Raw genomic sequence first — 19,010 nt, forward strand, 5'->3', positions numbered from 1 at the left:
TACAGTTATTACTATTTGTTTTTGACATCTGCATGCAACATGCTACTACTTTTTATTTCTTGTTTTGAGTCAATAAATTGTTGATACAACATTTGAGTTGACAGCACGGCTATTAAGGCCATATTATCTTGCTCAGTAATAATATTTGTGGTTTGAATTTTAGTAAAAAGTGAAGCTAGTTTATCGACATTAAACAATCCGCTTGAAACCAAGGCTGAATTACTAAAGTATGCTTCTAGTAAATCAGAACTTTTTATTATGGCATGCCCAACTGGTGCACGGTATGCTTGTTTTGGCCTCTTTATTACTGAAGCAGGCAATTGAGTTCTCATCATGTGTTTAAGTAGTACTTTCTCATTCAGCCCTTTTATTTTAAATTCATCGGGTAAAGTAGAACAAAACTCCGCTACTCGATGATCCAAGAATGGATAGCGCCCTTCGACAGAGTTTGCCATGGCCACTCTATCGCCCTGAGAAGACAAAAGGTAACCTGACATAAAGAATCGTGATTCGATTAACTGTGCCTTTTCAAGAGATGTAAACCCATCCAACTCATTTACCAAACTATTAGCAACATTATCAATTGGATGATAGTCTTTAATTGACTGGTAACAATCATCGGATAATAAATTTGTTAGATTTTGACCATTTTTCCAACGTAACAAATGCGAGTAAACGGGCGACTCTGTATTTTGTAACTGATAGCCGAAAAACAATTTTAAAGCCTGGGCTGATGCATTTTTTAATTGTGGAATATACGGATACAACCTTTTTAAAAGCAAAGGCCTTAGCTTGGAAGTAGGATCTTTTGCCCAAAAATGCCTGATGATTGCTTCCTTAAAAATATTATAGCCTCCAAGCATTTCATCAGCGCCTTCCCCTGTTAATACAACCTTAATGTTACTCTTTCGAACCAAAGAGGATAACATCATCATTGGAACAGGAGATGTACGAAGAATTGGTGCCTCGGTATGATAAATGGCTTTTTGTAATAGGTCTACAATATTATTGTCGGAACAAGAAATACTCTTGTGTCTGGTATTAAAATGAGCAGATACCTCTTGTTGGTAGTTTGATTCATCATATTGCTCATCGTCAAAACCAATTGAGAAAGTATTTAAAGAGCTCGGTTGTATTTGCTTAACAAGAGCTGTTACCACACTAGAATCTAGTCCACCACTTAAATAAGCCGCAACCTGTACATCGGCTCGCAAGCGTAAATCAATACTACTTTTGAGCAAAAAAGATAATTCCTCAGCTGCCTCATTAAAAGTCCCTTTAAAAGTGTTGATCCCAAACTCATGCTTCCAATAGGATCGAATTTCACTGACTCCCCCACTAAACTCCATATAATGGCCAGGCGGAAGTTCTTTGATATTCTGGAAAAAGGTATTAGGCGATAGTGGCGACCAAAAGATAAACGATTCTTTCAAGCCTTTTAGGTTAATATGAGGCTCAACATTTGGATATTCAAACAGACATTTTATTTCGGACGCGAATATTAACTCATCATTATTACGGGTATAAAACAAGGGACGAATTCCAAAGCGGTCGCGTGCTAAAAACAGTTTTTGCTTCTTTTCATCCCAAATTGAAAAGGCAAACTGCCCGTTTAGTTGAGTTAAGCAATCAGCACCATACTCTTCGTACATGTGCAATACTACTTCGGTATCGCAGTTGGTTTTAAATTGATGTCCTAATGATTGAAGTTGTTGCCGTAATTCGGTATGGTTATAAACTTCGCCATTATAAGCAATCCACAGATTACCATCTTGATTACATAATGGCTGTTGACCAGATCCTAAATCGACAATACTGAGACGTACACTACCCATTCCAAAAGTTGGTGTTCTGTATAATCCAGCTTCATCGGGACCGCGATGTACAATACGCGTTAACATTTTATTCAGCACATCTTCTTTTTGTGCTAAAGGCATATTATTACCGCTAAAGCCAACTATACCACACATAACAAATTAATTAGCAGGTGTTTTTTTTCGCTCGAGAAATGAAACAATGGTATTAATACTTTTAAAATTCTCCTCTGTCAAATCACCATCATCTGTTTTAACTCCCATTTCTTCATCAATAAAGGTTATTAAACTCAGTAAACCCATTGAATCAAAAATCCCTTGCTCAAACAGTGAAACATCATCGGTTATGGTCTCTTTATCAATAAAGGTAATTTCCGAAATAAAGGCTCTTATTTGCTCTTTCATTATGTATAAATTAGGTTATTGTGCTTAAATTAAAGAAGCGCCCCAAAAGGCATATTCTAATAAAAAGGTAGAAAATACTATGCGGAAATGCTTTGAATTTTGCTTGATGTGGAGATATTTTACATTAACATCACAATCTATTAGATTAAGCTATTATCAATCAAGAAATGCATTTAACCATTCTTCAAGATTTGTAAAACCATTTTGATCGTCATCTTCATGCATTTTATCAGGTAAGTCTAATGCTCTTGTATTGGATGTATACTCGTACCCTCCAACATCTGATGGTGTTTTAATCCGAGTTCCCTTGTAGTTTTTTAGCTCCTGTAATAAACGCAAATCAACAGAATCTCGACGTTTGGCATGAGCTCCACAACTGTTTAACAAGTATTTTTTAAGTTCACTTTCATTAATAAACTCAAACTCTGGCATTATAACAGGATTTTTTTCAACTCCCACTGCTTTATTACCAGGATTATGAATTAATGAACTACTCCATTGCTTATTAGTAGTGATACCTTGAGTTTTATTGCGACTGAGGTACACCTTAGCTAAAACATTAAAATCCTTGTTAATTGATAATATATATTCATTTCTATTTTCTTTTCCTTGTATGTATACGTTGCCTAGAAGAGCTGCCTTAAGAGCAATGCCTTTTGGTCCTTTAAAGCCCAGATACATGGCATGGGTATCAGAATTATATATTAGATTATTAGCTACAAGCGCTTCCTTACAATCACCTATTATCAGCGGGTTACGATCAGCATTATGTATGAAAATATTTTTGATTACACTTACCTGTTCTGTATCCATTGCTAACAAACCCATGGAATGATTCATAAACTCTAAGCCCTCACTAATGATGCAGTTGCTAATAGAAATCCCGGCACCTCCATTTAATATACCAATGTTTTCATCTAGACCCCATGATACACTGCAGCGATCAACCACAATATTATAAAGGTAATCAGGGTCATCAGCAATGTTGATACCGTCTATTTGTTCATTGGAATAGATCCCGGGTCGTATTTTTAATCCTTGAACCAGTACATCGTGACTTGAAATACCTAAGGAATAATTCTTTAAGGTAATACCAGGATAGGGAGCTGTTTGGCCGGCAATATAAACATAAGGAGAACGTATGCGCATGGTACGCTGTAGCTCAATAACTCCGCTAACTTCAAACACAATTATACGTGGATAACGTTGATTAATAGCAGAGCGTAAAGAACCTGGGCCTCCATCTTCAAGGTTGGTAACTTTTATAACTTTTGGCAACTGATCTCCTGCATATGCACCTCGAGAATCTGTACCAAAACCTTCCGAACCTGGAAAAATATTCTGCCCTTCTACATTGCCTATAAACAAAAGACAAAAAACAATAGGTATGAACTGCCACCATCTCATATCATTCGTTTTTAATTAAATTACTATATAATTTTAAATACTGACTTGTCATTTGTGCCTGAGAGAATCTTGATTTAATCACCTCCGCACCCCTCTGCCCCATCTCTTCTGCTCTTTGAGGATTATCTAATAATTCTATTATTTTAAGAGCCATCTGTTTATCATCTCTAACCGGGACAAGGAGTCCTGTTTCTCCATCAATTACCAGCTCGCGATTACCAGGTACATCTGACGCTACAACTGGCTTACCAAAAGCCATATACTCCATGACTGAATTAGAAATACCCTCGGCAAATGTTGCCAATACTCCCATTGTAAAACATTGAACATAGCGATCAACATTATCCTGCTTTCCTAAAAAAGCAAAATTCTCTGCCAACTTTTCCGGAACCATTTGCTTGATCGCTACTTGATCATCTCCCTCTCCTATAATGACAAAAGCAACATCATTTCTCTGCTCAAGTACTATTAGTGCTGCTTTTATAAAAGTCGGATAATCTTTACGAAAGTTGATACTGGCTATCATGCCCACAATAGACTTATTTCCGAATTGAAATTCGCTTAAAGGACTTTTATCGTATGCAACATTTAAGCGGGATAAGTTGAAGCCATTTCGAATTACAACACCTTTACTTTTATTTACTTTATATGCTTTTAATCCGACATTAGAATTGGAAACGATGTAATTGGAGAATGGAAATGATAAGCGAGAGCGCATCCAATCTTTTGTAAAAGGTTGACAAACAGAATTTGCAATCATTCCATTTATTAATTTCTTCTTACAAAAAAAAGCAACAGGAACAGCTACAACCGAGGGAATACCACCCCAAGTATGAATTAAATCTGGTTTTTGTTCATTACAAATTTTAAACAACTGAAAGTAAGTAAACACATCTTTCTTGTATCGCTTTTTCAATACTATAATCTGCACGGGTAAATCCAACACTTCTTTATAATGAATAGCATCTCGAAAGAGAACTAGTGTAATCGTATGACCATGAGAAAGTAAGCCTTTTATCAACTCCAGCATACGACGCTCACGGCCTCCCATCACTAAATTATCAGCCACATATAATATCTTCATTACCATCTCCTCTTTTTACTCTCCAATTTTAAAACGCTCTGTTAACACTTTTTTCTTTTGTTTGTCTGACAATTGTTTAAGGTTAAACTTTGATGGACTCATTAAGTACATGCGTTTCTGTAAATTCGTATCCATTATTTTTTTTGCTGGATTACCCATGATCAACGAACCATTCCCAAACTTCCCTTTAACAACAGCTCCTGCAGCTACAATACAGTTATCACCAATTACAGTATTGGGTAGAATTATAGCATTCATCCCAATTACTGTATTATTCCCAATAACTATTTTTCCAAAAACATCAAGGTCCGGAAATTCATCACGGTAAATCCACACGGCGCCATCGTGTGTTATAAATCGAACGCCGTTAGATACTGCTACGTGATTTCCTATGGTGATAAGATAAGGTTCTGTTGAGAAATCAGCATTAAAAATCATGCAATTATCCCCAATTTTAACACCTCTGCTGCGAAGCAATGCGATTCTGGCGTTACCCACCAAAACACGATTAAGCAAGCGTGCAACCAAATGAAGTATTTTTCCACTCATGATTTTTACCTGTTTAATACTTCAACAATTTTTTTACAAAACAAAGGATAAGCTTTTTGTGCTAATGCTGTATTTGGGTGTGAATCAGATGGTGTTTCGGCATATTTATCGAGTAAATAAATTCCCCCTTCAGTTTCAAGCTCCCTAAAATCCCAGAGGTATACGTTATCATCTATTTTGTCCCAATCATTTTTCATCCAATTGTAAAATTCATCCATGTTTTTTGCCCATTGCTCTTTTGATTTCCTTTCTGTAAGGGCTGGTGGAGTCCACAATAAAAACTTATGATTAGGGTATTTTTGAAATTCTTGATACAAAGCCTCGTACTGAAGTTTATAATTTTCAATCGTTTTTTCATCCGACTCAATATTAGCCGCTTCGCTTTCACTTTTTAATTTACTTACAGGGAAACAATGTTTAAGTATAATAACACCATACTCTTTAGTTAAGGTTTTTAAGGTTGGTTCATCCTCATAATAATCCAAATGTCCGTTTTCAACCCATATTTTATAATAATCATAAGGGTAATTTTTCCACCCATATGGTTCTCTGGCAGGAAATGGTCTGGCGTCTACTTGATAATCAGTACCATTCTGTTGGTTATAGTTTTTAAACCATTTCTCAACTGCTGAAGGCAGGCCCAGCTTCAGTTTAACTTTCTGAGCAAAGGTATTACCTCCTCGCCAAATGGTTTTTCCGGTGCTATGGTGTAAAAAGATGACTCGTGAATTAATAGTACTTGGCTCCATATTATTATTTTTTGTACATGAAAAAACAGCAAACACAACAATAACCGTTATCAGTTTTAATTTATTCATAATTCATTTATTAAAATCAACAAAAACTATGACTTGATATTCGTTAGTTCTTCATCCCCGAATTTAGATGCATGAAAAAATTACAAAAAAAAGTAGTGGTTAACCACTCATTTTTGACCAACTGTCAAAAATTCAGGCATCAATGACAGATATTTCTTAGTTTAGGTAGTAAATACTATTTGAATGAAAAACATTGGCATAGTCATACGTTCACTTAAACCTGGAGGAGCTGAAAAGCAAAGTGCCCTTCTTGCATCTGTTCTAAGCACGACTTACAGTGTTTATTTATTTATTCAATACCCACAACTTTGCAAACAGAACCAGCAGTTACTTAAGCAATTTCCTCAAATTAAACTTATCCATTTAGATGGGCAATGGCAGAAAAAGATTAAAAAACTTAAGAATTCTATTAAGCATTATCATATTAGTCATTTGTTCGCGTATCTGACAAGCGACAATTTAATTGCCTCAATAGCTGCGCGCAACATCAGTGATTGTACGGTGTACGGAGGCGTTAGAAGTTCACAAATACCACTTCATAAATTTTTAGTTCTTCGTTTACTCAATAGATTTTTCCAAAAAGCTACCATATTCAATAACCATCAGGGATGCCAGAACTTTATAAAAAAAGGGTTTGCCAAAAACAAATGTCATGTCATCCACAATGGAATAGAAATCAGTGAAAGTTTTGATATTACAGATATTCCATCTGAGCTGAATATCATTAGTATAGGTCGATTTGTAGAAGCTAAGGATTTCAAAACGTCTATCTTAGCAATTAAAGAACTGCAGAAACGAACCGAACTACCGTTTACATTTTACCTTATAGGTTATGGCCCACTAGAAGCAAGCATTAGGCATTGGATAAATGCGGAGGATCTAAACAATAAGATTAAAGTAATAATCAATCCCAACAACATTGATCAGTATTATCAAATGGGTCATGTTTATTTGAGCACGTCGGTATTTGAAGGTTTATCTAATTCAATTATGGAAGCGATGAATAATTTTATGCCAATTGTTGCAACAAATGTTGGAGATAACGCTTCTCTAATAGAACACGATAAAACAGGATTTTTAATAGATACTGGCGATTACAAAAAAGCGGCAGAATACCTGAGTAAACTCATTAAGAACAGACAATTAACAAACAGTATGGGGCAAAAAGCCTACCAACACTTGAAATCGAACTTTTCAATTGATCAATTTCGAAATAAATACATAACTCTAATCGAAAGCTAGCACATGAAGCGACCATGAAAATTTTATTATCCAAATTGACACAGATGCGGATGACAAAATTTACTAGGGAGTTCCATCTGACTATTGAAAATAAATTTAAACAGATGAAAAAGCCTAAAGTTATCATTTTCGGAGTCAAGTATTTTCCATCAAAAGGAGGAACGAGCCGAGTTGTTGAGAATATTATTCATCAGCTTAAAGATAAATATGACATAACCTTACTTTGCTACAAAAACAAAGCGGCACAAAACCATATGGATGGTATTAAAGTAGTTGAGTTTACCTCATGGTTCCAAGGCAGCTTAGGCGCATTATTTTATTTTCTGAGAAGCGCTTTATATGCCCTTACACAAACATTTGACATCATTCATATCCATAAAATCGATGCAGCATTTTTTATACCATGGTTTTATAAAAAGGGCGTAGTTATAGCGACTTCACATGAGTCGGCTTACCTTAGGGACAAATGGGGTAAGCTCGAAAAAAAATATCTGATGCAAGCCGAAAAAACATTTTTGAATTCAAAAGCTGTATTAACATGCATTTCAAATCCATTGACTCAAAACTATAATCAAGATGCTTCAAACAAAGTAAAGTACATCCCTAACGGCATTACCATTAATGATCAATACAAAGAAAAGGAAGCTACAGATTTTTTAACTCAACACCAACTAGACGAAGGCAACTACTACTTTTTTGCAGCCCGAAGAATAATGAAAACAAAAGGTGCACATACCCTATTGGCAGCACTTGATAAAATTAACTATGAAGGTAAAATTGTAATTGCAGGTGATTTATCGCATAACAAAGAGTACAGACATCAATTACAAGAAAATTATAAGCATTTAAACATCATTTTTCCTGGATACATTAGTGACCTACCATTGTTACTAACGCTAATTAAAAAAGCCAAGTTATTTGTATTTCCATCAGAAACAGAAGGTATGTCGATTATGCTTTTAGAGGCCGTATCTACCTTAACTCCAATAATTGCCAGTGACATTAAAGAAAACAAAGAGGTATTTGATGACCAACACCTTACTTTCTTTAAATCAGAAGACAGTAACGATCTAGCCTCCAAAATATCGTGGTTCGAAAGCAATAAAGAGATAGCTAAACGCCAGGCTCTGGAGGCAGTCACCCATGTAAAAAACAACTATAGCTGGTCAGAAATTGCCAAGCAGTACGATGGTTTATACACGAAGAGTCTGAATTAATAATCATTATCAAACACCCCTTAAATCACTAATTATGAACAAGAAGCTTTCAAACCAACTAACCCCAGTATTTGTATTAGACGTAAACCCAACTGGATACAGTATAATGAGATCCTTATACAAATATAAAATTCCTTTATATGGTTTTACATTTGATACAACACATTGGGGTTACCGCTCTTCGTACGCTAAAAACGTTATTTTATACAAAAATACAGATGAAGATTTACTGGATAAACTTTTACAGCTTCGAGCTGAAATGCCGGTTAAGCCAGTTCTTTTCTTATCGAACGATGAAAAGGTGCAATTCGCTATCGATAATTGGGATGTATTGCAAGAAAATTTTTTGATGCGTCTTTCCGATAAAGATCTAACTCAAAAATTAATTGACAAAACCAAACTTCCGGCACTAATTGATGGCAAAGCCCTTAAACTACCTAAAAACATTGATATTGAAAGCATTGATGATCTTCCTAAGATAAAAGAGCTACAATTTCCGATTATTCTCAAGCCATTTCTAAAATCAGATAAGTGGTTAAAGTCATTCCCATCTAAAGCATACATTTTTGATACCTTTGAGGAATTAGCACCTCAATTTGAAGCCTTTTACCAATGTGAAAACAAATTAATAGTACAAGAATTTATACCTGGAAAAGATGATGACGTACACTACTGCCTTGTTTATTCAGATAAGAATGGAAAGGTACATACCTCCTTTACCGGACAAAAAATAAGACAATACGATGCCCTAACAGGCACTACAACCTCAACAAGACAAATTGAAAATAAAACTGTTGAATCCCTAACGATTGATTTTTTCAATCAAATTAATTTTAAAGGCATGGGGTCATTAGAGTTTAAGCAGCATGCTGTTACAAAAGATTATTATTTAATTGAACCTACGGCAGGCAGACCTGATGGACAAGAGTTTGTTGCCAATGCAGCTGGCGTAAACATACCACTAATTGCCTACAATGAAATTACGGAACATAACCTAACTCCTAAAGAGAAAAAGCGCAATAATGCTGTTTTTATGGATGAGGTTGGAGAAGTAATAGGCGTTAAATTATTAGTTAAAAATGGCGAATTATCATTTTGGCAGTGGATTAAATCGCTAAAAGGCCATATCGCATTCAGATATATTTCTTTTTCGGATTGGCGAGTAAGTATGTTTATGGGTTATATTACCATGCGCAGAACGCTCGGAATTTTATTAGCATCTATAAGACGGTAAGCATTATGAGGGAAAGCGTGGAGACCACAATTGTAAATCCAATACTTCCCATCCGTTATCAAAATTAAAAGTATGTAGAGCTAAACCTTTAACTCCATAGTCTAATGGTGTTAGTCTTTTAATCAGTTGCTCTTTGTACTCACTGGTGGTTAGCGCTACTATTTCATTAATATTTACGGCAGCTCCGTAATTAGCAAAACAATCTTGAGATGGTCGATATATTCTATTGTCAGCTCGATAGATTTTACCAGCAGGACGCGCTTGGCTACTATTGGTAATAACAGGATTTTGCTTGTGTGGTTTCCAGTTTCCGTTCAATAGATCTTTTGTATAAAACAGAAATAATTGATCAAAAGAGCTTCCCTCATCTAAAACCTTAACTGTAGCAAAAATCCACCAGAATCCATCATTTAAGAATAAGGTTGTATCCAATAAGCGTGCATCATCAACCAATACTTTTGATAAATTCCAATGCTGTGGGAAAAAATTAGATTTATACAATCTAAGCTGCTTAGCTGAAGCCGATTCTGGAACCATCAACCACTCATTATTGTATTTAAAAATATTGGGGTACGATAAATGGAATGGTTCATTAACTATCGATTTGGCAGTAACACAGTCACCATTTTCATCCAATTGCACTTGTGCTAAATGGCCTTTCCCACTTTTATTGTCAATCTCTTCAACAAACAAATTCTGTTGCACAAGAAAAGGATCAGCCCAACCATTATGGCTAGTGGGTTTCAACCTTTTTACTCTGCCATCGGGCAATTTCAATAACACAATCCACCTCTTAAAGAAAACAGTTTTACACAGCCACTTAAATAACCTTTTCAATACCCAACGTAACCAATAAGTTTCTAAACTACTGTTGTTATTATCTGTAGGGCTCTCTTGTTCATTTACAATTTGACGTTCCGACACCCACAAACATTCTATTGCTTGCTTTAATGCAGCTTTAAAAAATCCGATATTCTTATCTAGGCTGTATTCTTTCGTTTGAAATAGGTGTTTCCATATAACTCCCTGGTGACTACGGACAATTAATGCACGATCGTTCTTCATATATTGATCTACAAACGAGATAATTCCAGTTGTCCCTACTGCACAATCGACGCCATCAACTGAAACAACTCTTCTAGAATACTTATCGATTTTAATTTTGGTTAAATTGAAAATCAGATCATCAGCTTCTAACTCATCTAATGCTTCGTGTGAATAAGGTTTTAAACCAATTGATGATGGAAATTTCACATCGTAGATATTCATTGAATTGAAATTTTTAAATCGTTGGCGAAAAATATAGCGCTCTAAAAAGATAAAACAACTTAAAAACCACTTGAATTTATCGTCCGTACTCTTCTCTTCGTTTATAATGAGCGAAATTTCTTTAGACGGATATAAATTTGCCAAAACCACAATCACATCCACAAGCCAACTAGGCACAGTGGCATCAATAACCATAAGCAATTTACCAACATTTTCTTTCTTACTAATTAGTGACAATTTCTGTATTGACATAATTACAATTTTTCAAGTGCACGTAATGCCCGCTTTTCCCAAGTGTAATGTTTTGAAAAGTCATCAAACGCTGCATTACCCAATTGTTGTCTCAAAGTAGAATCCTGACATAAAGTAAGAGCACTTATCCACAGCTTGACATCATCGGGTTCTACCAACAGGGCATTTTTTTCAGAAAGAACCTCCCGTAGTACAGGCATATCTGAACAAATGATGCACTTTTGAGATGCCATGTATTCAAATATCTTAAGGGGCGACATGTATTTCGATGATTCATGCCCATTATTAGCAACCCAGACGGCTCTTTGATAAGGTGCTAGCAAAACATCGCACTTATGACGATAAGAGGCCACTAAAGCAGGACTAATAAAACCATAAAAACTAATATTATTAACATTATGCATTTGCTCCTGCCAATAGTTAACATCTTCAGCTCGTCCTCCAACAATATGAAAATCAACTTGAGGTAGAGCCTGTGCCATTTGTAAAATCATTTCTACACCCCTGCCCTTATACAGATGGCCGAAATACCCAACCTGTAAGGCTCCATCTCTCGCATGCCAATTGCTTACATTCTCCTTTAAATTATTAACTGGAGTAGCTGCATCGTGCAAAACAAGCATTTTGTTTTTATCTATATTAAAATCCTCAATAAATAAATTTTGTAAGGCTTTAGATATAGTAACAATACGCTTTAGATTACTAGCTCTAAGCATTCTAACAATTAACTTATCAATAAAAAAGGTTTTGTCAACGTAACGCTTGTGTGCTTCAATAACGAATGGCAATTGTGTAAAAGACAAGTAAATGGCTGGTGTTTCGCAACGAGTATATACCAAATCAGGTTTAATTCGTTGGGCCACCTTTACTGCTTCCAAAGCAAAAACATGCATCTTGCCTTTAAATGTACTCAGCTTAATTTTTATAAGCTCAAAACAAGTTTGAATTCCATAATATTCAAACACATCCTTAATACCATTTTCTTCATTGCTTGGAGAATCAAAGGTTATAAGCGATACCTGATGTCCATTAAGCGCCATTGCCTGACACATCTGCATTACATGTATACTATTTGCCGTTTTACTCGGTATAAATGAATTAGCGATATAAACAATCTTCATGTGTTTAAATTTTGTTTTTATAACCTAATGTAACTCGCCAGAATTAATCATGCTCCAGGGTAAGAAGCTATTCTTTTGACTCGTTTCATCTATTTCTCCTTTACTATTTCACAATAATTACATGAACTAATTAAAAACTCATATCCATTAAGTTTATACTATCATATGGATTAAACATCCTCCATCACTTTATTAAACAAAGGCTTACCATCTTCTTTAAAGGCCGAAAAATTCTTTAAAAACAAAAAGACAGATAAAAATGATGTGAGTAAAACACTATCCGTTCGTAGCACTTCATCCAAGCGTTGTAATAATTCGTCTCTATTAAAATACTCATCTGCTAATGGATTTTCCTCATTTAAAATACGGGTGATAAACTCATAATTTTCCTTTTCACTTAACCAACCACTTAAATTTTTATGGTTGCCTTTGTACCACAGCGACATATGTATGGTTTTGTACAATTTAGTATCTAATCGCCAAAAAAACTTTTTACAAGCCGACAGTGCTTTATCACTCTCATCCAATAGATTAAATGGCGTACGTTCAAAACGTATAGATGCCAAAGCGGGCATTGCTTTACAGGCTGCCTCTTTGTATAAACTCCTCTGGTCTCTATATTCAAATGGAAGACGAAGCGATAAATCGGCGATTGCATTACTTACTAAGGGACTACGGCTTTCCATATGTCCGTAATAGTTTGTCCATGGTTCATTTTTATTCAGTCGACGTTGACGGCAATTGAAATCAAAAGTATCACAGAGATCTCCTAAATCACTTATTCTTAATTCATCTAACTCAGCAATAAATTGATCTTTCATTTCAATTACTTGCGCATTTTTGTAAACCTTTTCAATCAAAGTAGTGTTCGAAGCCAAGTAAATATCATAGCAATAATTGGCTTTTTCTGATTGGGAGCCTTGAACAAAGCTCTTATAGCTACTCTTTTCATCCATATAAGTAAATGCATCAAAAAAGGTTGAAATAAAACCATTTACATTAACAGTCTGATCTTGCAATTCTTTGTGAGCATCATAATACCAAGCACTGTATAAAGGCAACATGGGATTATGGCCAATATGTTTTTGTGCATACAATTCTAAAAAATTATTGGTCGATATATGAATTTCCTGTTGGTTACTCATTCCGAGTTCTGAGGCTACTTTATTGGCAATATAATTAGCATCTGATTGTGTATATCCAGAATAAGTGTAGGGTGTAATCTGATGATTAAGCGACTGTGCAAAAAACATATTCCAACGCGAATCAAGGCCACCTGAATTAGCGATTGCATATTTACCATTACTCTCATTAAAACACTGCTTAACGCTACTTTTTATCGTTTCAATCATAGCCTCTTTAGCATTCTTTTTGTCAAAGAGATCGGGTTGTGGTTGGTGCTTCCAAAATGTCGTCTGCTTAACTACTTTATTTGTTTCTATATCAATACTAATAATGCTTGCTGGTGCACACAGCGATATTTCATTCAGGAATGTTTGTTTCCAATGTACGTACCCAAAACTAAGAAATTGCATAATAGCCATGGTATCAATTGAGTGCTGATCGGTAGCATAGATAACCTCCCAGAAACTACTACTGATAACCCACTTATTACTGTTATTGTAAAAGTATATATCTTGCATCCCATGCCGATCATTAAATATGCATAATACGCCATCAGAACGATCGATATACCAACCACAATAACTTCCATCGAAACCATTTAAAGCCTCCATACCTTTAGCTTGCAATTCATTTAGAACATAAGTATTTGCTTCGGAAGAGGACTTTCCGTTTAAGAAACCCTCAAAACCAAAGTCACTGATCTGTTCTATATTTTGCTTACTTATCAGCATCTAATTGCGCTATAAGGTTATAAATATGTTCGAGCTCTATACGATATTTTTTTGATGACTTTCTTATTATCAATCGGCTCTGACTCAATAAATACAGAAAGCGTCTTATTCTTGGGATTTTAGACACCCACGTTCGGTATCGTCTGGCATATTCATCAAATTCATCTTGTGAATCATCTCTTTGCGACACTTCTCCAAATACTTGAACCGATTTTGATTCATCATGCTCGCGGTAAGCGCCTAAAAAATAAGGAATTTGCTTAAAGTCGGTATACTTCATAAACTTATGCCACAAGTCGGCATCCATGGTATAATGAAGGCTTTCATCCAAGCCATTTACATTTTCCCAAATTGTTGATGTGAAGAAAGTTGTTTCCTGGGGAATTTTTAAAAAGTACCTGGCTTCACGCCTATTGAAATTAGGCCCCTCATTTATTTTTAAAATACGATCATGAACATCGAGTATTATTCGATTACCAAAGAACATTTGGTATTTTGGAAATCGTTTATAATAATCAGCCACAATATGCAGAGCATTAGGATAAAGGATATCATCCGAATTTAACCAATTATACAATTCTCCACTAGCCCTTTTAAATCCCTTATTAATGGCATTACTTTGACCACTATCAGCTTCACTTACCCAATAATCAATATGCTGTTCATATTTTTTAATGATGTCGACACTTCCATCGTTAGAGCCTCCATCAATGATAAAATATTCTAGATTTGGATAACCTTGATTAATAACTGATAAAATGGTACGTTCCAAAAACTCAGCTTGGTTGTATGATGGGGTAACTATTGTTATTTTAGGGTATTTATCTGTCATATCAAAAAATAATTAAAGGTCGAGCAGGTTATACTTCGATTGTTTTTCTAATTGTTGTTCGCAATAATCAATTACCTCATCAGTAAAGTCACCAAAGAAAGGCCCTACAACCAATTGATCGCCATCAATACCAATTTCAGAAGTATTGACTTCTATCAGAACAACATTACCGTCGGCATCCACTCCAATATCGAGTCCTAGAATACGGCAGTAAATTTGCTTTTCAGCTACCTCTTTTGCCAAATTCCAAACCTCATCTATTTGTTGTGCTCTAGCATAGTCCTTAAATTGTTTACCATCCTTAAGAGCATACATTTTTCCTGCATTAACCCCTATGGCATAATCATAGAAATATCCATCTTTATTAACATATAAACTTAATTCCCCACCCTCAATCTTGTTCTCTTCTTTCATACTTCCTATTCTGTAAAAAGAATAAAGAACGTGTACTTTATTATCTTTCACCGATCGATATGTAACAACTCTAAACACCTCAAAACCACCATCTTCTATATTCTTATAATACTCATGATTTTCGAGGAATTTCTGCAACAAAAAGTCCTGACCAAATAAGTTTTCCATATAGTTGATAGATAGCTGACGCTTATGAACATCCACAAAATGACCATCTTCATTTTGGGATAAGCGCATAACCCCCTTACCACCATGTAAACCAATGGATTTCTTCAATATTACCTTTGAACACCTCGATAGTAAAAGTTCAAGATCTATTTTATCCTTATCTACAACTTGTTGATTAGAATCATAATAAACACCTTGTATGTTTCGTAAATAAATAGTTGGTACATGTTGCTGTCCGTTTATCCAATCAACACGACATTTATCTTCCAATGACCGAGCATACTCAACGTTATTCAAGAGTGGTTCAACTACTAAATGAAAAACCTCCATGGGCATAACATCTGATGCAAATCTGCCTTTGTAATCAATATAGTTATTCAAAAGATTCATGTTGACGGATTGTATTAAGCGTCCCCATTTGGATGTGTATTCCGCCCTTTGTTCAGAAGATAAAACCTTTTTGTATTGACGTTCTTTTAAACTGTATTTTTTTTCCAATGCAGAATAATCCAATCGAATATATTCATATTTAACAACTTGATGTAGCTTCCTAAATAGCTTAGTAAGAAAAAAATATAGAGCGCGTTTTAAAGATGTTCCCATAGCTTTAAAATAAAATATTGTAAATAAGTTAAGAAAACAAATAGCATACATCGAGAATACTTGATGAATACACGATAATCTTTTATTAAACTATATCCATACTTATTGAGTTGTTTAACCAGAAGTAGAGTTGCCTTAGCGATTCCAAATACCTTTGGCATTACCTCTTATAATTTTTAAATATTGTATTGGATAAATTATAGCACCAATCCCTAAACAAATGATGGTTGCCAGAATAATTCCATTAATACCCATTTCTAAATTTTTGGCCAGATAAATAGACAATGGAATATTAATTACACCAGTTATAACGGCAATGTATAGTTGTAAGGTTATTTTTCCAACACCATTTATATAATAAATAAACACATTGCCCCAAGCACGTACAAATACAAATAAAGCCATGAGCAATGATAGTTCCCACGGAATTTCTACCATATCTTTTAACCATATCTTAAACACCATGGGAGAAATTAATAACATCACAATTAAAGCGAGTAACACGCCTGCAACTAACAACATTAATTTTTTTATAGAAGTTTTAACCCACTTCAAGTCTCCTTTTATATAAGCATTTGTAAACGCCGACCAAAAGGGTTCAAGTATAATATAAAATACAACAGCTACAATACTAAAATACTTACGTGCAGCATTATAAGGCACTACGTCTTCAGGGCCTAAAACATGTGAAATAATCATATTATCGCTTGCAAACAGGATGATAACCGACATTTGGATGATAAAAAATCGTAATCCTAAACTAGCTAAATCTCGAAATAAGGTCTTATCGATACTTTTAAAGCTTGGTCTAATATTTTTATATCTTTTTCGGTACCAATAGACAGATAAACATGCAAATATAAGGACCGGCAAACCTCCGTGTACAATTACAATATACATCAACAAAGGCTCTGTAAAATTAATTAGAAATATGATCCCTATAAAGAAAAGTGTACTCGTTAAAAAATCAACTAAGTCGCCATAAGCTGGTCGTTGATCGGCATCAAAAATACTTTCTATTATACTTAAGATGAACTTCAAGCAAAATAAACCAACAAATATTAATAGTGCACCTCTTATCAGTCCCGGATCTTCACCTTGAATATTAAAAACAGGATTCCAGTCAATAAATAAAATAACAGGCATTAAGATTAGAAACAAACTCAAAGAAATAATTGAGATGACGAAATAGGTACTGCTCACATACTTCTTTGATTTTTCAACATCTCCATTAGCCAGGCTTTCGGCTAACTTATTTCTTAAACCATTGCCTAATCCTAAATTAAAAAAGCTTAACCAGCCTGTAAATGAACCAATAGTAAGCCAAACTCCATACCACATGTTACCTAAGTACGATAATGTTAATGGAAACCTAATATAGCCGATACCCATTCCAATAGCTTTTAACAAAAACGATACAATCACATTTTTCTTTAGCAGCACAGAACGGCTATCACCCTTATTAATCAGGCTTAATATTTTATTCTTTATTTTGTGCACCCTCGTGATATTTTTGAGTATAAAACTTATCAAATAAAAATGCCATTAAAATTCCATAGGAGAATATGAGGTAGTATACTTGCGTTACATTGGCCCATAAGAACACCATAATTGCAATAAAACTGCCCCAAAAACCGGTTCTAATAGCTGTTTTATAAAAACGACGGGCAATCATCAGCCAAAATGTAAAAGCTATAAGGCTGCCAACAATGCCGTATGAAAACAAATGCGCCAAATACCCAACATGAATTTGTGAGCTTCTTCCGGCAATAGCAGTAACCAACTCATCTGTTAGATGCATGCCAGAACCAAACCATGGATGACGGCCAAAAAATTTAGCAAACATTTCAAAAGCTAATAAACGTGTAGAAGCTGAATCGGACATAAGCCGCTCTTGAATATACGACTGAATATTAAAATCAATCGCATCGAGAAATAGCAACAAAAGCCCTAAACCAAAAAGTAATGACACCCCAATTATAATAGAGGCACGGAGTTTACTTTTTGCGAGGGCAACAAATGGTATCAAGGTTAAGAAATATCCCAATTGTGCATATCGGTAATTATTAGCAAAAGGAACCAAAATAGCTATGATTACAATTACGAACAAGACCTTTCTTTTTTCCAGGTAATAGTATGAATTAACAATGCCAACAATAGGTAGGTAGGCAATTGTTACCGAAAGGTTATCAATATAGCCATAGATCGATACCCTCCTAACTTCAAAATCGTTATACATGGCTCCCATCATTCTGGTATACGCCACAATTTCATCAGGCGAAAAGAAAAACGGATCATAAACAATTTGTAAAGCAGAAACCAATACCGAAACGATAATAGTTCCTATAAAAATTTTCGTAAGAATCTTAATCAAACTTTCAGGCACTTTAAAATTATCAATAACATAAATAAATGCCGTTATATGTACATATGGATTAACAAAGAAGTCAAACACAAAGCCTTTCCGCTCCAATGTTCTTTGCTGCAAGGTAATATCCCAAATCAGATTAAACAGATAAATGCCCAAGGCAAAGAGTAATATAATATCAAACTTTGACTTATTAACGCCTTTACGAATTAATAGTGCTGTAGCTAAAAGCAACAAGGTTGCGCCATACAATTTAAAGAAACCTTGATCTACTGTTTTATAATCAACAAAGCATACAAATGGTGTAAATGCTAAAGCTATAAAATACAGATATATCAGATTTGATATTTTAAACAT

Annotated in this window: 16 protein-coding genes; 3 read left to right on the top strand and 13 right to left on the bottom strand. The window is 34.8% G+C overall.

Going from position 1 to position 19,010, the window contains the following annotated elements:
- Window positions 1-11: 11 nt before the first annotated feature.
- The 6 genes from asnB to FNN09_RS14170 all read right to left on the bottom strand — a co-directional run bounded on the left by asnB (window position 12) and on the right by FNN09_RS14170 (window position 6,077).
- Window positions 12-1,970: an asparagine synthase (glutamine-hydrolyzing) gene (gene asnB / locus FNN09_RS14145; protein ID WP_143303024.1), complete on the bottom strand. Its 1,959-nt coding sequence runs from the start codon at window positions 1,968-1,970 to the stop codon at window positions 12-14.
- Between the two features lie 6 nt (window positions 1,971-1,976).
- A complete protein-coding gene (locus tag FNN09_RS14150; protein WP_143303025.1) occupies window positions 1,977-2,219 on the bottom strand; it encodes an acyl carrier protein in 243 nt (80 codons plus the stop codon).
- A 156-nt stretch (window positions 2,220-2,375) separates the two neighbouring features.
- On the bottom strand, window positions 2,376-3,626 hold the full coding sequence (locus FNN09_RS14155) for a right-handed parallel beta-helix repeat-containing protein (RefSeq protein WP_143303026.1): 1,251 nt from the start codon (window positions 3,624-3,626) through the stop codon (window positions 2,376-2,378).
- Window position 3,627: 1 nt separating this feature from the next.
- The gene (locus FNN09_RS14160) at window positions 3,628-4,710 is read right to left on the bottom strand and encodes a glycosyltransferase (protein WP_185969013.1); all 1,083 of its coding nucleotides are present in this window, start codon (window positions 4,708-4,710) and stop codon (window positions 3,628-3,630) included.
- A 15-nt stretch (window positions 4,711-4,725) separates the two neighbouring features.
- Window positions 4,726-5,259, bottom strand: coding sequence for an acyltransferase (locus FNN09_RS14165; RefSeq protein WP_143303028.1), 534 nt, complete (start codon window positions 5,257-5,259; stop codon window positions 4,726-4,728).
- Between the two features lie 5 nt (window positions 5,260-5,264).
- Window positions 5,265-6,077: a hypothetical protein gene (locus tag FNN09_RS14170; RefSeq protein WP_255434126.1), complete on the bottom strand. Its 813-nt coding sequence runs from the start codon at window positions 6,075-6,077 to the stop codon at window positions 5,265-5,267.
- A 183-nt stretch (window positions 6,078-6,260) separates the two neighbouring features.
- Here FNN09_RS14170 and FNN09_RS14175 point away from each other — a divergent pair, with 183 nt between their 5' ends.
- The 3 genes from FNN09_RS14175 (at window position 6,261) to FNN09_RS14185 (ending at window position 9,770) form a co-directional block, all read left to right on the top strand.
- A complete protein-coding gene (locus FNN09_RS14175; RefSeq protein ID WP_143303029.1) occupies window positions 6,261-7,319 on the top strand; it encodes a glycosyltransferase family 4 protein in 1,059 nt (352 codons plus the stop codon).
- 104 nt (window positions 7,320-7,423) lie between these two features.
- Window positions 7,424-8,536: a glycosyltransferase family 4 protein gene (locus tag FNN09_RS14180; protein WP_185969014.1), complete on the top strand. Its 1,113-nt coding sequence runs from the start codon at window positions 7,424-7,426 to the stop codon at window positions 8,534-8,536.
- A gap of 34 nt (window positions 8,537-8,570) precedes the next feature.
- Entirely contained in the window at window positions 8,571-9,770 is a 1,200-nt protein-coding gene (locus FNN09_RS14185; RefSeq protein ID WP_143303031.1) for a hypothetical protein, read from the top strand.
- Window positions 9,771-9,773: 3 nt separating this feature from the next.
- Here FNN09_RS14185 and FNN09_RS14190 read toward each other — a convergent pair whose 3' ends face one another.
- The 7 genes from FNN09_RS14190 to FNN09_RS14220 all read right to left on the bottom strand — a co-directional run bounded on the left by FNN09_RS14190 (window position 9,774) and on the right by FNN09_RS14220 (window position 19,010).
- Window positions 9,774-11,291 (bottom strand): hypothetical protein, encoded by a 1,518-nt coding sequence (locus FNN09_RS14190; protein ID WP_143303032.1) that lies wholly within the window; start codon window positions 11,289-11,291, stop codon window positions 9,774-9,776.
- A 2-nt stretch (window positions 11,292-11,293) separates the two neighbouring features.
- Complete coding sequence (locus FNN09_RS14195) at window positions 11,294-12,412, bottom strand: glycosyltransferase family 4 protein (RefSeq protein WP_143303033.1); 1,119 nt, start codon at window positions 12,410-12,412, stop codon at window positions 11,294-11,296.
- A gap of 170 nt (window positions 12,413-12,582) precedes the next feature.
- Window positions 12,583-14,268, bottom strand: coding sequence for a hypothetical protein (locus FNN09_RS14200; protein ID WP_143303034.1), 1,686 nt, complete (start codon window positions 14,266-14,268; stop codon window positions 12,583-12,585).
- Complete coding sequence (locus FNN09_RS14205; RefSeq protein WP_143303035.1) at window positions 14,255-15,100, bottom strand: glycosyltransferase family 2 protein; 846 nt, start codon at window positions 15,098-15,100, stop codon at window positions 14,255-14,257. Before FNN09_RS14205 ends, FNN09_RS14200 begins: the two co-directional genes overlap by 14 nt.
- Window positions 15,101-15,112: 12 nt before the next feature.
- Entirely contained in the window at window positions 15,113-16,285 is a 1,173-nt protein-coding gene (locus FNN09_RS14210; RefSeq protein WP_185969015.1) for a sugar-transfer associated ATP-grasp domain-containing protein, read from the bottom strand.
- A gap of 135 nt (window positions 16,286-16,420) precedes the next feature.
- Complete coding sequence (locus FNN09_RS14215) at window positions 16,421-17,785, bottom strand: lipopolysaccharide biosynthesis protein (RefSeq protein WP_143303037.1); 1,365 nt, start codon at window positions 17,783-17,785, stop codon at window positions 16,421-16,423.
- Window positions 17,766-19,010 carry an O-antigen ligase family protein gene (locus FNN09_RS14220; protein WP_143303038.1) on the bottom strand — a complete coding sequence of 415 codons (1,245 nt, stop codon included), beginning with the start codon at window positions 19,008-19,010 and terminating at the stop codon, window positions 17,766-17,768. Before FNN09_RS14220 ends, FNN09_RS14215 begins: the two co-directional genes overlap by 20 nt.

Source organism: Carboxylicivirga sp. M1479, from assembly GCF_007097485.1.
Classification (GTDB): Bacteria; Bacteroidota; Bacteroidia; order Bacteroidales; family Marinilabiliaceae; genus Carboxylicivirga.

What these genes read in the sequence shown, in the direction of transcription:
- asnB (WP_143303024.1), bottom strand. Translation starts at nt 1,970, where the DNA reads ATGTGTGGTATAGTTGGCTTTAGCGGTAATAATATGCCTTTAGCACAA.
- FNN09_RS14150 (WP_143303025.1), bottom strand. Translation starts at nt 2,219, where the DNA reads ATGAAAGAGCAAATAAGAGCCTTTATTTCGGAAATTACCTTTATTGAT.
- FNN09_RS14155 (WP_143303026.1), bottom strand. Translation starts at nt 3,626, where the DNA reads ATGAGATGGTGGCAGTTCATACCTATTGTTTTTTGTCTTTTGTTTATA.
- FNN09_RS14160 (WP_185969013.1), bottom strand. Translation starts at nt 4,710, where the DNA reads ATGAAGATATTATATGTGGCTGATAATTTAGTGATGGGAGGCCGTGAG.
- FNN09_RS14165 (WP_143303028.1), bottom strand. Translation starts at nt 5,259, where the DNA reads ATGAGTGGAAAAATACTTCATTTGGTTGCACGCTTGCTTAATCGTGTT.
- FNN09_RS14170 (WP_255434126.1), bottom strand. Translation starts at nt 6,077, where the DNA reads ATGAATAAATTAAAACTGATAACGGTTATTGTTGTGTTTGCTGTTTTT.
- FNN09_RS14175 (WP_143303029.1), top strand. Translation starts at nt 6,261, where the DNA reads ATGAAAAACATTGGCATAGTCATACGTTCACTTAAACCTGGAGGAGCT.
- FNN09_RS14180 (WP_185969014.1), top strand. Translation starts at nt 7,424, where the DNA reads ATGAAAAAGCCTAAAGTTATCATTTTCGGAGTCAAGTATTTTCCATCA.
- FNN09_RS14185 (WP_143303031.1), top strand. Translation starts at nt 8,571, where the DNA reads ATGAACAAGAAGCTTTCAAACCAACTAACCCCAGTATTTGTATTAGAC.
- FNN09_RS14190 (WP_143303032.1), bottom strand. Translation starts at nt 11,291, where the DNA reads ATGTCAATACAGAAATTGTCACTAATTAGTAAGAAAGAAAATGTTGGT.
- FNN09_RS14195 (WP_143303033.1), bottom strand. Translation starts at nt 12,412, where the DNA reads ATGAAGATTGTTTATATCGCTAATTCATTTATACCGAGTAAAACGGCA.
- FNN09_RS14200 (WP_143303034.1), bottom strand. Translation starts at nt 14,268, where the DNA reads ATGCTGATAAGTAAGCAAAATATAGAACAGATCAGTGACTTTGGTTTT.
- FNN09_RS14205 (WP_143303035.1), bottom strand. Translation starts at nt 15,100, where the DNA reads ATGACAGATAAATACCCTAAAATAACAATAGTTACCCCATCATACAAC.
- FNN09_RS14210 (WP_185969015.1), bottom strand. Translation starts at nt 16,285, where the DNA reads ATGGGAACATCTTTAAAACGCGCTCTATATTTTTTTCTTACTAAGCTA.
- FNN09_RS14220 (WP_143303038.1), bottom strand. Translation starts at nt 19,010, where the DNA reads ATGTTTAAAATATCAAATCTGATATATCTGTATTTTATAGCTTTAGCA.